This window comes from Klebsiella sp. I138 (genome assembly GCF_051131765.1).
Classification (GTDB): Bacteria; Pseudomonadota; Gammaproteobacteria; order Enterobacterales; family Enterobacteriaceae; genus Klebsiella.
Map to the genome: position 1 here is coordinate 2,481,223 of NZ_CP180447.1, position 13,826 is coordinate 2,495,048.

The following is a 13,826-nucleotide window of genomic DNA, read 5'->3' on the forward strand; positions in this document are numbered from 1 at the left end:
TAACGTCCTTTTGTTAGTGCGTTGCTCCACCGACCATTTTCACATCACCGTCCTGGCGTAGCGAGACCGCAATCGCCGTTTCCAGCGCCGCACGTACCGTTTGTACCGCCATACTCGCCTCTCCCGGATGGGCGGCCGCCTGCTCCGGTAAATACGGAATATGGATGAACCCGCCTTTAACCCCGGCTCTTCCGTGTAGTGCATGCAGCAGGCCATACATCACATGGTTGCAGACGAATGTCCCCGCCGTTTGCGACACCGAGGCGGGGATCCCCTGCTCACGCAGCGCCGCGACGATCGCTTTCACCGGCAGGCTGCTAAACCACGCAGCCGGGCCGCCGGCCACCACCGGCACGTCAATCGGCTGCTGACCTTTATTATCGGCAATGCGTGCATCATCGACATTTATCGCTACACGTTCGACGGTAATATCGACACGACCGCCCGCCTGGCCGACGGCTATAGTTAACACAGGTTGATACTCATCTAGCGCAGCATGCAGCGCCGTCAGCGCCTCACCAAATACGCAGGGTAGCTGCTTCGCGACCACGTGCTCACCGGCAATGATAACGCCATCAAGCTGCCTGACCACTTCCCATGAAGGGTTAACCGCTTCCCCTCCAAAAGGTTCAAATCCGGTAATTAATACGCCCGCCATCTTCCCTCCTTACAGGAACATCAGGAAATAGAGTAAGAATACATTGACGATCAGCAGCAGTACGCCGGTCGGAATCTGCGCCTTAATCACCGCGTTTTTATCCGGTAGTTCCAGCAGGGCCGCCGGCACGATGTTGAAGTTTGCCGCCATCGGCGTCATCAACGTTCCGCAGTAGCCGGAGAACATCCCGATTGCCGCCATCACCGCCGGATTACCGCCGTGCTGCAGCACCAGAATCGGAATACCGATGCCCGCCGTTACAATCGGGAAGGCGGCAAACGCATTACCCATGATCATCGTCAGCAGCGCCATGCCGATGGTATAAACCGCTACGGCAACAAAGCGGCTGTCTACCGCCAGATAATGTTCGGTCAGCCAGGCAATACTGCTCCCCACCCCAGCGGAGGTAAACAGCAGCCCCAGCACCGCCAGAATCTGCGGCAGAATAAACGCCCAGCCCACCGAATCCAGCAGGCGACGCGCCTCCTGCAGCGGTTGAGCAACGTGCTCCCGGGTCATACGGATGGCCATCACCAGACCAATCAGCGTCCCGGCGGTCATCGAGAACAGGGTAATCAGCGTGGCATGATTACCCGGGCCAAACACCCAGACCTGCCACGACGGCAGGTTATTAAACATCAGCACGCCGATCACCGTGACAACCGGAATGGCCAGCGCCGGATAAAACAGCCGGTTGCCCAGGCGGGTCGCGCTGGCGGTTCGCTCCTCCTGGGTGCGCTGATGATAGCTTCCCAGGCGAACGCCGCCAAAACCGGCAATCAACGCCAGCGCCACAACGGCAACACCGACGGCAATATTGACGGTGCGCTTGTCGTCCACCAGCTGATAAGTCCAGTCACCAAGCAGGAACATCAGGCCATACAGCCCCCAGAACAGGCCGGTGGTCAGGCGACGAGGGTTGCTTTTGTCGCGCCATGACATGACCGCAACCACCAGCAAAACGACGCCCGCCAGCCAGTAGAGCCAGGTTTGTTGAAAATTCATGCCGCACCGCCTTTCGCCTGTGCGGCGGCGTTCACCTTATCCAGCTCACGCTGCAGGTGGCGATCGAGGCGCCACAGGCGTGCAGAATGGATCAGGAAGGCGCAAATCGCCGTCGGGATACCCCACAGGGCAATATGTAGCGGCTCGGTCTGGATGCCGCCGGATTCCAGCATAAAGTTATGCATAAAGATGATGGCACCGAAGGCAACGAATATATCCTCGCCGAAGAACAGGCCAACGTTGTCGGTCGCCGCCGACATCGCACGTAAGCGATAGCGAACGCTTCCGGGAAGCGGCCCTAAGGTTTTTTCCGCCGCGCCTTCCGCCATAGGTGCCAACAGTGGGCGTACCATTTGCGGATGTCCTCCGAGGCTGGTTAATCCCAGCGCAGCCGTCGCTTCGCGTACGAACAGGTAGACGATCAGCAGACGTCCGGCGGTGGCGCTGTGGATCTTCGCGATCCACGCCTGGGCGCGCTCTTTCAGACCGTGCCGTTCCAGCAGCCCAATGACCGCCAGCGGCAGCAAGAGAATAAACGGCAGATTGCGGGTATTAAGAAACCCCTCCCCCAGCTTTTCGAGAATGGTGGCGATGGGCATATTTGCCGCTACGCCGGTGACAATTCCAGAGATAATGACCACTAAAACTGGATTAAAACGCAAAATAAATCCGACCACAATCACGGCAATACCGATCAGCGGCCAGAGAGATATCGCTTCTCCCATAATAACGTCCTGTTGGTTGTGAGTGTTGTTGTGAGTGTTGTAATGCCTCAATAATTATTGTTTTATTCTTCTGTTTCCGCACTGACCTGAATGTTGCGTCCAGCAAAAGCCGCACGCAAACGGCGCGCAAAATCCAGCGCATGTTCACCGTCACCGTGGAGACAAACGGTCTCGGCGATAACGTGCGCCCATTCACCGCTGATACTGCGTACCCGATTGTGTTGCACCATTTCCAGCGTCTGCGCTAACGCCTGTTCTTCGCTGTCAATAAGCGCTCCAGGCTGAGAACGCGGCACCAGACTACCGTCGGCCTGATACCCGCGATCGGCAAACACTTCCTGGCGCGTGGCCAGTTTGTAATGCTGACCCGCGCGAATTAATTCGCTTCCCGCCAGCCCGACCAGGATCAGCGCAGGATCGAAATCCCGCACCGCTCTGGCAATGGCATCGGCCAGCGGCGCCTCTTTTGCCGCCTGGTTGTAGAGCATCCCGTGCGGTTTCACATGCTTCAGTTCACCGCCTTCAGCGCGAACAATCGCTGCCAGCGCGCCAATCTGATACAGCGTCTGGGCGTAAACCGTCTCTGGCGGCAGCTGCATCGCTGAGCGGCCAAAATTTTCCCGGTCAGGAAAACTGGGGTGCGCGCCGACGGCAACGCCGTTTTTCAGCGCTTCACGCACGCATTTATGCATCAGTAGCGCATCGCCGGCGTGAAACCCGCAGGCGATATTGGCCGAGGAAATCAGCTGCAACAACGCGCTATCGTGCGCGCAGCCTTCTCCCAGATCGGCATTCAAATCAATGATCATCGCTCAGTCTCCACGCCAGTTGTTCAAGATAACGCTGCTGGTCAGCGCGTGCTTTCAACGCCTCTTCCAGCGTGCACGGAACAAAATGAATCGGTTGACCCAGCGGGATTTGCGCCAGCTGGTACATATCGGCATCGATAATGCAGGCAATTCGCGGATAGCCGCCGGTGGTCTGTGCATCGTTCATCAGCACAATCGGCTGGCCGTTATGCGGTACCTGCACCACGCCCGGCAGCAGGCCGTGTGAGAACATTTCACGATCGGTGGTACGTACCAGCGGCTGGCCCTGCAGACGATATCCCATCCGGTTACTCTGGGCGCTAAGCTGCCAGGGTGAACGCCAGAACGATCCCTGCGACGCATGATCGAATTCATGATATTCCGGCCCCGGTAACGCACGGATGCGGTTTCCGATCGGCAGAGACTTAACGCCGCGCGGTGCGCTAAACCGCCGGGAGGTTTTCCCCAGTTTCAGCCGATCGCCATCCTGCAGCCGCCGTCCTTCAAGACCGCCAATCCCCACTTTCAGATCGGTACAGCGCGAGCCCAGCACCACCGGGACATCAATGCCTCCGGCCACTGCCAGATAGCTGCGGATCCCGTACTGTGGATTTTTAAGCACCAGATGCTGCCCGGCCTTCGCCGCCATTCGCCAGCCAACCCATACCGGCTTGTCATCCAGCATCGCTTCGCAGGCAGCGCCGGTCAGTGCAAACCAGCAGTCGCGCTCAAACTGAATATCAACCTGACCAAGCGTAATTTCCAGCGCGGCGCTATTTGGCTCGTTGCCGACCAGCAGGTTAGCAATCACCAGTGAGGGTTTATCCAGCGCACCGCAGAGACTGATCCCTGACTGCCTCTTTCCCTCACGCCCGCCATCCTGTACCGACGAGTACATTCCGGCACGGATCATCTTCAACATACCCCCTCCTTTTGCGGTACAAAGCGGACTCTGTCACCGGAACGCAGCAGGACAGGCTCTTTACGTGTTGGATCAAAGAGCGCCAGCGGCGTACGGCCCAACAGCTGCCAGCCGCCCGGCGTCGCCAGCGGATATACCCCGGTCTGCGCTCCGCCGATACCGACAGAGCCAGCCGGAACCCGCAGACGCGGCTCCGCCCGTCGCGGCATCGCCAGCCGTTCCGGCAGCCCGCCGAGATAAGGAAATCCCGGCTGAAAACCAAGAAACCAGACGACGTATTCGACGGAGGCATGCAGTTCAACAACCTGCTTTTCACTCAATCCGCTGTGACGAGCCACTTCCGCCAGGTCGGGCCCGTCTTCACCGCCGTAGATAACCGGAATCGTCATCTGCCGCGACTGCGGCTCAAGCGCTTCGCTCTCTTCCCACCAGCGCTGCAGCTGTTCAATCGCATCCCACGCCATCACCTGCGGGTGACGCAGGACGACAGTGATATTGTTCATCCCTGGTATCGCATCCAGGGCCTCTTCGTGATCCGCCAGTCTCTGGGCCAGGCGCCAGATACGCTTTTGGCTTTCCAGCGTGACCGGGGGTTCGAGCTCCAGAACTACGGCGGTTTCGCCTAACATGTAACAACGCGCTCGCTGCACTTTTCTCTCTCTCATCAGGCCGGGTTAGGGATATCAATAAAGGTCACATCCAGATCGGTATTTTCCGTCAGCCATTCGCTCAGCGCGCGAATGCCGCCACGTTCGGTGGCATGATGTCCGGCGGCATAAAAATGCAGAGACTGCTCGCGCGCGGAATGAATGGTTTGCTCCGAGACTTCACCAGTAATAAACGCATCCACGCCAAAGCGAGCGGCGCTATCAATAAAGCTCTGGCCACCGCCGGTACACCAGGCAACCCGGGCAACTTTATCCGGCCCGGTATCGCCGCACCATAGCGGTTTTCGTCCCAGACGCGCCTCAATCCACGAGGCCAGCTCCAGCCCGGAAACCGGCATCGACAGCTCTCCCCACGGCACCAGCGGCTCAATTTCTCCCATGATATTGATACCCAGCAGCTGCGCCAGCTGAGCATTATTCCCCAGCTCCGGGTGCGCATCCAGCGGCAGATGCCAGCTGTAAAGATTGATATCATTCGCCAGCAGCGTCTTCAGGCGCTGGCGTTTTATGCCACGAATCACCGGAGACTCGCCTTTCCAGAAGTAACCATGATGCACAATGACCGCGTCTGCCTGCAGGCGTACGGCCTCATCCAGCAGCGCCTGGCTGGCGGTGACGCCGGTGACAATTTTTTGCACCGTTTCACGCCCTTCTACCTGAAGGCCATTTGGCGCGTAGTCGCTGATTGTCGCGCTATTAAGCTTTTCGTTAATCAGTTGTTCCAGTTCGCTATTTTTCATTGCCGCTCCATCAGGTCATCATTTTGTGCAAAGGCATAACATAGCGGTATCCGCATAGATCGTCGATAGTCTCTGCGCGAGAGACGCTATGTTGACTTTTAGCTTAAACCCGCAATTTGTCTACCCACCCCATAACGCATTCGTGTATATTTATGCATTATTAAAGCATATTAAATAATCAGAAAGCCTTTAAGGCCATGAATATCACTACTAAACCGCTATTCATGCAGAAAGATCGACTTTCGTTTTATGGCAGGAACCAGGCGTTACATGAACAGACAATCCTCACAGCCGCGCGCAATCTATTACGTCGTCGCGCTCCAGATTTGGGAATACTTTAGTTTTTACGGAATGCGGGCGCTGCTGATTTTGTATCTCACCAATCAGCTCAAGTATGACGACAGCCACGCTTACGCCCTCTTCAGCGCATACTGCTCTCTGGTGTATGTCACGCCGATCCTCGGTGGCTTCCTGGCCGATAAACTCCTCGGTAATCGAATGGCGGTAATGCTTGGCGCTTTACTGATGGCCATCGGCCACCTGGTACTGGGCGCCAGCGAAATTGCACCAGCCTTCCTCTATCTGTCGCTCGCCATCATCGTCTGCGGCTACGGATTGTTTAAATCCAACGTCAGTTGCCTGTTGGGCGAACTGTACGAGCCGACCGACCCGCGTCGCGATGGCGGTTTCTCGCTGATGTATGCGGCGGGAAATATCGGCTCGATCGTCGCCCCCATCGCCTGCGGGTATGTGCAGGAAGAGTACAGTTGGGCGATGGGCTTTGCCCTGGCCGCTATTGGCATGATTGCAGGCCTGGTCATTTTCCTCTGCGGCAGCCGCCATTTCCGTCATACCTCAGGCGTGAATCGGCAAGCGCTCTGCGCGCGTCACTTTATGCTGCCTAACTGGGGCTGGCTGCTGGTTCTGCTGATCGTCGCGCCGCTGGTGATTACCGTTCTGTTCTGGAAAGAGTGGTCGGTCTATGCGCTGATTGTTGCGACGATTATCGGTCTGGTGGTGCTGGCAAGAATTTATCTGCGGGCTGAAACCGCCAAACAGCGCAGGGACCTGCGGCTGATTATCGTCCTGACCGGGTTCAGCCTGTTGTTCTGGGCCTTTGCTCAGCAGGGCGGCAGCTCTATCAGCCTGTATATCGACCGCTTCGTGAACCGCCATGTGATGAGTTATGAAGTCCCGACAGCGATGTTCCAGTCGGTGAACGCCTTTGCGGTCATGCTCTGCGGCATGGTGCTGGCCTGGCTGGTGAAAGAGAATATTAACGGCAACCGTACCGTACGGATCTGGGGTAAATTTGCGCTTGGTCTGGGATTAATGAGCGCCGGGTTCTGTATTCTGACGCTGAGCGCGCGCTGGTCCGCTACCTACGGTCAATCTTCGATGCCGCTGATGGTGCTGGGTCTGGCGGTCATGGGCTTTGCCGAGCTGTTTATCGACCCGGTGGCGATGTCGCAAATCACCCGTATCGAGATCCCCGGCGTGACCGGCGTGCTGACCGGTATCTATATGCTGCTCTCCGGCGCCATTGCCAACTATCTGGCCGGCGCGATCGCCGACCAGACCGCCCAGGGGGCCTTCGATGAAGCCGGTGCGACCAGCTATGCCATCGATGCCTACATTAACGTCTTCAGCCAAATCACCTGGGGGGCCTTAGCCTGCGTCGGCCTGGTGCTGGTAATCTGGCTGTATCATGCCCTACGGGTCAGGACCCGCGCCCTGGCCGTGGGGTAATGCTTTTACTGGCGGCCTCCCAGGCCGCCAGCGTCTCCAGCCGCGCCTGTTTATGGTCGACCAGCGGGCGCGGATACGGCAAGGTTACACCTTGCTTATCCGCCCAGATCCACGGCTGATGCAGCGCTTTCTCCGGCACCTCCGCAAGCTCAGGCAGCCATTGCCGAATAAACGTTCCCCCCTTATCAAACTTCTCACCCTGGGTTGTGGGGTTGAAGATCCGAAAATAAGGGGCTGCATCGGTTCCTGTCGACGCCGCCCACTGCCACCCGCCGTTATTGGCCGCCAGGTCGCCGTCAATGAGCTGGCCGATAAAGTAGCGCTCGCCCGCGCGCCAGTCGATGCGCAGGTCCTTTACCAGAAAACTGGCCGCAATCATCCGCAGGCGGTTATGCATCCAGCCCGTGGCATTAAGCTGGCGCATCGCGGCATCGACAATCGGAAATCCGGTTTGCCCGTTTTGCCACGCCTGCAATCCCTGCGCATCATCACGCCATGCCACGTTATCCGTCCATGCAATAAACGGATGTCCTTTGCATAAGTTCGGGTAGAACACCATCAAATGCCGGTAAAACTCCCGCCAGATCAGTTCGTTCAGCCAGACGGACCCCGCTTCACCATCGAGTGCGGCTGGCTGTTCCACCAGCAGTCGATGCAGACACTGACGGGGTGACAGCACGCCCACGGCCAGGCAAGGTGAAAGCCGGCTGGTGCCTTCCTGAGCGGGGAAATCACGCTGCTGGTCATAATCGGCGGCCTTTTGTTGGCAAAAGCTACGCAGCCGGACGATAGCCGTTTTCTCATCCCCGGCAAAAAGATGCGGGTCAAAATCCAGCTGCGGGTACCGAATCTCCGGTAACGGCGCCGGCATCACTCCCCCGTGAGAGCGCACCTTCGGCGCGGAGACACACTCCGGCAGCGCCTCACGCAGCCGACGGATAACGGCATTTTTAAAGGGGGTAAACACCTTGTACATCTCGCGATTCCCGGTCAGCACGCTGCCGGGAGGCAGTAAAAGCGCATCATCGAATCCCTGACACACCACGCGACTCAACCGTTTTTCAACCGCCGCATCGCGCTGACGCTCATTGATTTCATACTGATAGTTATAAAACAGATGGCTGACTTGCCGCTGCGCGCAATAGTCGACCAGCAGCTCGACGCTGGCCGAAAAATCTGCCGCCTCGACCACCTGCAACGGGATCCCTCGCTCGGCAAGTGAGGCCTGCAGGCTGTGCAGATGACGGCTGATGAACGCCGCCTGACGCGGGGCCATACCATGCTGATGCCACTGGCCCGGCGTGGCGATAAACAACGCCTGCACGCTGGCATGCGGATCGCGACAGGCGGCAGCTAGCGCCAGGTTGTCATGGATACGTAAGTCTGCGCGAAACCAGACCAGATGAGTGGCCATATAACTCCTGCAATTGGTGACATTTCGTGGGTTTGATACTTCCTGGCAGCGATAAACGCCCGCAAACCGGTGGAATAAGCATCAGGAAATTCAGTCATATAGTGTTGCAGGAGACGTGCAGGTGCAAGCGGCGGCGGCTGGCTCGGGCAAAAAAAAACCGCCGGAGAACCGGCGGTCATTCAGTCAAGCGGAAGTCATCAGTAAAAATCGGCGGCGGCTTTTTCAGCCTGCGCCATCCACACCGGCTGTTCGCTGGTTTTCGCCCATACGCGGTGCAGCCAGCTGTAATAACGGGCGCGGTCTTTCCAGAACAACATCACCGGAAGTGCCACTACGCCAGCCACGACGGCGAAAGCGCGACGTAAAAAGACAACGTGAGCAGGATAAGTTTTATACAACGTCATAATTTCTCTCCCTTAGTCAGGCCGGCAAGTTACGCCGGTAAAGTGTCAATGTATCTCTGGCTAAAATAATACCGCTTTGCGTGTAATTTTACTACTCATCCGACCACTATAACGCAGTAATTTAGCCTTTATTTACATTCACCCGGTAATTGAGTTACGAAAAAGTTAAATTAATACTAACCATTGGTTAAATTGTGGTTTTTATGATTTTTATATTTTTTTTACACCGCCCGTTCTGATTTTTGCAAAATCTTTGCACCAGAATTCCTATTCTTCGGGTAAATCGTAAATACACCCGGAGGTGGATTGTGAGTGCAGGCGTAATTGCTGGCGTGGCGCTGGTATTCCTGTTGCTGGCCTATTTGGTCTATGCCCTGATAAATGCGGAGGCATTCTGATGGCCGCACAAGGATTTTTACTTATCGCCAGTTTTCTTCTGCTGCTGATGGTGCTGGCTCGCCTGACGGGGATGCTGCTGGCCAGAATGATCAACGATACCCCGCTGCCGGGTCTGGCCGGGATTGAGCACGGCATCTGGCGGCTCTCGGGAATCCGTACACAGGAGATGAACTGGTGCCAATATCTGCTTGCCATTCTGCTGTTTAATGGTCTTGGGCTGGTGGTGCTATTCACGCTGCTGATGTGTCAGGGCGCACTGCCGCTCAACCCTCAGCATCTGCCCGGCCTGTCGTGGGATCTCGCGCTGAATACGGCGGTAAGTTTCGTCAGTAACACCAACTGGCAGGCCTATGCCGGAGAAAGCAGCCTGAGCTATCTCAGTCAGATGGCCGGACTGACGGTGCAAAACTTCCTCTCGGCGGCAACGGGCATCGCGGTGGTTTTTGCCTTCACCCGCGCCTGGTCGCGTCAGCAGGTCAGCACCCTTGGCAACGCCTGGGTCGATCTCACCCGCATCACTTTGTGGCTGCTGCTGCCAGTCTCACTGCTGATCGCTGTGTTCTTTATGCAGCAGGGCGTGCCACAAAACTTCCTGCCGTACCAGGCATTCACCTCGCTGGAGGGCGTGCATCAGTCGCTGCCAATGGGGCCAGTTGCCTCACAGGAAGCAATCAAAATGCTCGGCACCAACGGCGGCGGATTCTTTAACGCCAACTCATCGCACCCGTTTGAAAACCCCACTGCTCTGAGCAACATGGTGCAAATGCTGGCGATCTTTTTGATTCCGGCGGGACTGTGCTTTGCCTTTGGCGATGTTGTCGGCGATCGCCGCCAGGGTCACGCGATTCTGTGGGCAATGACGCTGATCTTTATCGTCTGTGTCGCGGTGGTGATGTGGGCGGAAACCCACGGTAACCCGCACCTGCTGCAGCTGGGCGCAGACAGCAGCCTCAATATGGAAGGCAAAGAGAGTCGCTTTGGCATCTTAGCCAGCAGTCTGTTCGCGGTCGTCACAACCGCCGCCTCCTGCGGTGCGGTTAACGCCATGCACGACTCCTTTACCGCACTGGGTGGCATGGTTCCCATGTGGCTGATGCAGATCGGCGAAGTGGTCTTCGGTGGCGTCGGTTCGGGCCTGTACGGCATGCTGCTGTTCGTTATGCTCGCGGTATTTATCGCCGGGCTGATGATCGGCCGGACGCCGGAATATCTCGGCAAGAAGATCGATGTGCGCGAGATGAAAATGATCGCTCTGGCCATTCTCGTCACGCCAACGCTGGTCTTGTCAGGAACCGCGCTGGCGATGATGACCGAGGCCGGACGCGCCGGGATGTTCAACCCGGGGCCGCACGGTTTTAGCGAAGTTCTGTACGCCGTCACCTCTGCTGCCAATAACAACGGCAGCGCCTTCGCAGGCCTCGGAGCAGCAACGCCGTTCTGGAACCTTCTGCTGGCATTTTGCATGTTGCTGGGTCGCTTTGCCGTCATTGTGCCCGTCATGGCCATCGCCGGTTCGCTGGTGGGCAAAAAAATCCAACCGACCAGCTCCGGTACCCTCGCCACCCACGATGTGCTGTTTATCGGTCTGCTGATCGGTACCGTGCTGCTGGTCGGCGCCCTGACCTTTATTCCCGCCCTGGCGCTCGGCCCGTTGGCGGAATACTTCTCCTTACTTTAAGCGATGCGGAGCAACCTGTTATGAGTCGCAAACAATTAGCCCTGCTGGAGCCGACGCTGGTGCGCCAGGCGCTGCTGGACGCGGTGAAAAAACTGAGCCCGATGGTACAGTGGCGTAACCCGGTCATGTTCATCGTCTGGATAGGTAGCCTGATAACCACGCTGCTTGCCGTGGCGATGGCCAGCGGGCATCTCACCGGAAGCGCGGCATTTACCGCGGCGGTGAGCATCTGGCTATGGTTTACCGTGCTGTTCGCAAACTTCGCCGAGGCAATGGCTGAAGGCCGCAGTAAAGCGCAGGCCAATAGCCTGAAGGGCGTCAAAAAAACCTCCTTTGCCCGTAAGCTACGCTCCCCGCAACATGACGCGACTATCGACCATATTCCGGCCGAAGATTTACGTAAAGGCGACGTGGTGCTGGTGGAAGCGGGCGATATCATTCCCTGCGACGGGGAGGTGATTGAAGGGGGAGCTTCGGTGGATGAAAGCGCCATCACCGGTGAATCCGCACCGGTGATCCGCGAATCCGGCGGTGACTTTGCCTCGGTCACCGGCGGGACCCGCATTCTCTCTGACTGGCTGGTGATCCGCTGTAGCGTCAACCCTGGCGAAACCTTCCTTGACCGGATGATCGCCATGGTCGAAGGCGCCCAGCGCCGCAAAACGCCCAATGAAATTGCGCTGACGATCCTGCTGATCGCCCTGACGCTGGTGTTCTTGCTGGCTACCGCCACCATCTGGCCGTTCTCCGCCTGGAGCGGCAACGCGGTCAGCGTGACGGTACTGGTCGCGCTGCTGGTCTGCCTGATTCCGACCACGATCGGCGGGCTGCTGTCGGCCATCGGCGTTGCCGGAATGAGCCGCATGCTGGGAGCCAACGTTATCGCCACCAGCGGGCGCGCAGTGGAAGCGGCGGGCGACGTGGATGTCCTGCTGCTGGATAAAACCGGTACGATTACCCTCGGTAACCGTCAGGCCTCGGCGTTTTTACCGGCTGACGGCGTGGAAGAAAAAACCCTCGCCGATGCCGCCCAGCTCTCATCCCTGGCGGATGAAACGCCGGAAGGTCGCAGTATCGTCATCCTGGCAAAGCAGCGCTTTAACCTGCGTGAACGGGACCTGCAGTCGCTGCACGCAACCTTCGTCCCCTTCACCGCTCAGACGCGAATGAGCGGGATTAACATCGATCAGCGGATGATCCGCAAAGGTTCCGTAGACGCGATTCGCCGCCACGTTGAGGCCAACGGCGGCCACTTCCCGGCGGATGTCGACAAACAGGTGGAAGACGTTGCCCGGCTGGGCGCAACGCCGCTGGTGGTCGCGGAAGGCAAGCGCGTGCTGGGGGTGATTTCACTGAAAGATATCGTTAAAGGCGGGATTAAAGAGCGCTTTGCTCAGCTGCGTAAGATGGGTATTAAAACGGTAATGATTACCGGAGATAACCGTCTGACCGCCGCAGCAATTGCCGCCGAAGCGGGCGTCGATGATTTCCTTGCCGAAGCGACTCCGGAAGCCAAACTGGCGCTGATTCGCCAGTACCAGTCCGAGGGGCGCCTGGTCGCGATGACCGGTGACGGCACCAATGATGCCCCGGCGCTGGCCCAGGCCGACGTTGCGGTAGCAATGAACTCCGGGACCCAGGCGGCAAAAGAAGCGGGCAACATGGTAGACCTGGACTCCAACCCGACCAAACTGATCGAAGTGGTGCATATCGGTAAGCAGATGCTGATGACCCGCGGTTCGCTGACTACCTTCAGTATTGCCAACGACGTGGCGAAATATTTTGCCATTATTCCGGCAGCCTTTGCCGCCGTTTACCCGCAGCTCGCCATGCTGAACGTCATGCACCTGCACTCGCCTGCCTCGGCGATTCTGAGCGCGGTTATCTTTAACGCGCTGATTATTGTCTTCCTGATCCCGCTGGCGCTAAAAGGGGTGAGCTACCGTCCACTGTCGGCTTCGGCCATGCTGCGTCGTAATCTGTGGGTCTACGGCCTGGGCGGGCTGCTGGTGCCGTTTATCGGTATTAAAGCTATCGATCTGTTACTGACTCTGACCGGACTGCTGTGAGGAAAATACCATGTCATTCATTCGACCAGCACTTGTGCTTTTTATTTTGTTAACGCTTCTCACCGGCGGAGTCTATCCCCTGCTGACCACCGCTCTCGGGCAGTGGTGGTTCCCGCAGCAGGCAAACGGCTCATTGATTCGCATCGCTGGCGAAATCCGCGGTTCAAGCCTGATTGGCCAGAACTTTACCGCGGCTGGCTACTTCCAGGGACGCCCTTCGGCAACCGCTGAAATGCCTTACAATCCACTCGCCTCCGGCGGCAGTAATCTGGCCGTCAGCAATCCGGCACTGGATAAAGCCGTCAGCGAACGGGTGCAGGCACTTCGTCTCGCCAACCCGCAGGCTAACCCACGTGTTCCGGTAGAGCTGGTGACAACTTCAGCAAGCGGGCTGGACAATAACCTCACGCCAACGGCCGCGCTCTGGCAGGTACCGCGCGTCGCTCAGGCCCGCAACCTCAGCATTGACCAGGTCACCCGTCTGGTGAACGACGCCACGCAAAAACCGCTGGCCAGTTTTCTCGGCCAACCTGTGGTAAATATAGTGCAACTGAATATGGCGCTGGATGCCCTGAAGGATAAGTAA

General features: G+C 57.7%; 14 protein-coding genes. 5 read left to right on the forward strand and 9 right to left on the reverse strand.

Features of this window, described 5'->3' with window-relative positions:
- Positions 1–13: 13 nt before the first annotated feature.
- The 7 genes from pcp to ACMYSK_RS11610 all read right to left on the reverse strand — a co-directional run bounded on the left by pcp (position 14) and on the right by ACMYSK_RS11610 (position 5,527).
- Complete coding sequence (pcp, locus tag ACMYSK_RS11580; protein ID WP_434643173.1) at positions 14–658, reverse strand: pyroglutamyl-peptidase I; 645 nt, start codon at positions 656–658, stop codon at positions 14–16.
- Positions 659–667: 9 nt separating this feature from the next.
- Complete coding sequence (locus tag ACMYSK_RS11585) at positions 668–1,663, reverse strand: DUF979 domain-containing protein (protein WP_434643175.1); 996 nt, start codon at positions 1,661–1,663, stop codon at positions 668–670.
- On the reverse strand, positions 1,660–2,388 hold the full coding sequence (locus tag ACMYSK_RS11590; RefSeq protein ID WP_434643178.1) for a DUF969 domain-containing protein: 729 nt from the start codon (positions 2,386–2,388) through the stop codon (positions 1,660–1,662). The genes ACMYSK_RS11585 and ACMYSK_RS11590 overlap by 4 nt, the downstream gene beginning before the upstream one ends.
- A 62-nt stretch (positions 2,389–2,450) precedes the next feature.
- On the reverse strand, positions 2,451–3,197 hold the full coding sequence (gene pxpA, locus ACMYSK_RS11595; RefSeq protein WP_434643181.1) for a 5-oxoprolinase subunit PxpA: 747 nt from the start codon (positions 3,195–3,197) through the stop codon (positions 2,451–2,453).
- Positions 3,187–4,119 carry a 5-oxoprolinase subunit PxpC gene (pxpC, locus tag ACMYSK_RS11600; protein ID WP_434643184.1) on the reverse strand — a complete coding sequence of 311 codons (933 nt, stop codon included), beginning with the start codon at positions 4,117–4,119 and terminating at the stop codon, positions 3,187–3,189. Before pxpC ends, pxpA begins: the two co-directional genes overlap by 11 nt.
- Positions 4,113–4,769 carry a 5-oxoprolinase subunit PxpB gene (pxpB, locus tag ACMYSK_RS11605; RefSeq protein ID WP_434643186.1) on the reverse strand — a complete coding sequence of 219 codons (657 nt, stop codon included), beginning with the start codon at positions 4,767–4,769 and terminating at the stop codon, positions 4,113–4,115. The genes pxpC and pxpB overlap by 7 nt, the downstream gene beginning before the upstream one ends.
- Before the next feature lie 14 nt (positions 4,770–4,783).
- Positions 4,784–5,527 (reverse strand): type 2 GTP cyclohydrolase I, encoded by a 744-nt coding sequence (locus ACMYSK_RS11610; protein WP_434643188.1) that lies wholly within the window; start codon positions 5,525–5,527, stop codon positions 4,784–4,786.
- 270 nt (positions 5,528–5,797) lie between these two features.
- Between ACMYSK_RS11610 and dtpD the strand changes: the two genes are divergently transcribed.
- Complete coding sequence (gene dtpD, locus ACMYSK_RS11615; protein ID WP_434643190.1) at positions 5,798–7,276, forward strand: dipeptide permease DtpD; 1,479 nt, start codon at positions 5,798–5,800, stop codon at positions 7,274–7,276.
- On the opposite strand, the gene phrB is transcribed toward dtpD, so the two are convergent.
- Positions 7,248–8,690 (reverse strand): deoxyribodipyrimidine photo-lyase, encoded by a 1,443-nt coding sequence (gene phrB / locus ACMYSK_RS11620; protein ID WP_434643191.1) that lies wholly within the window; start codon positions 8,688–8,690, stop codon positions 7,248–7,250. The genes dtpD and phrB overlap by 29 nt on opposite strands.
- 197 nt (positions 8,691–8,887) lie before the next feature.
- On the reverse strand, positions 8,888–9,094 hold the full coding sequence (locus tag ACMYSK_RS11625) for a DUF2517 family protein (RefSeq protein WP_434643193.1): 207 nt from the start codon (positions 9,092–9,094) through the stop codon (positions 8,888–8,890).
- Positions 9,095–9,402: 308 nt separating this feature from the next.
- Between ACMYSK_RS11625 and kdpF the strand changes: the two genes are divergently transcribed.
- The 4 genes from kdpF to kdpC are packed head-to-tail and all read left to right on the forward strand — an operon-like array spanning position 9,403 to position 13,826.
- Positions 9,403–9,492: a K(+)-transporting ATPase subunit F gene (gene kdpF / locus ACMYSK_RS11630; RefSeq protein WP_015584874.1), complete on the forward strand. Its 90-nt coding sequence runs from the start codon at positions 9,403–9,405 to the stop codon at positions 9,490–9,492.
- Positions 9,492–11,171, forward strand: a complete 1,680-nt coding sequence (kdpA, locus tag ACMYSK_RS11635; RefSeq protein ID WP_434643196.1) for a potassium-transporting ATPase subunit KdpA — start codon at positions 9,492–9,494, stop codon at positions 11,169–11,171. The genes kdpF and kdpA overlap by 1 nt, the downstream gene beginning before the upstream one ends.
- A gap of 20 nt (positions 11,172–11,191) precedes the next feature.
- Positions 11,192–13,240, forward strand: coding sequence for a potassium-transporting ATPase subunit KdpB (kdpB, locus tag ACMYSK_RS11640; RefSeq protein ID WP_434643198.1), 2,049 nt, complete (start codon positions 11,192–11,194; stop codon positions 13,238–13,240).
- Between the two features lie 10 nt (positions 13,241–13,250).
- Positions 13,251–13,826, forward strand: coding sequence for a potassium-transporting ATPase subunit KdpC (gene kdpC, locus ACMYSK_RS11645; RefSeq protein WP_434643200.1), 576 nt, complete (start codon positions 13,251–13,253; stop codon positions 13,824–13,826).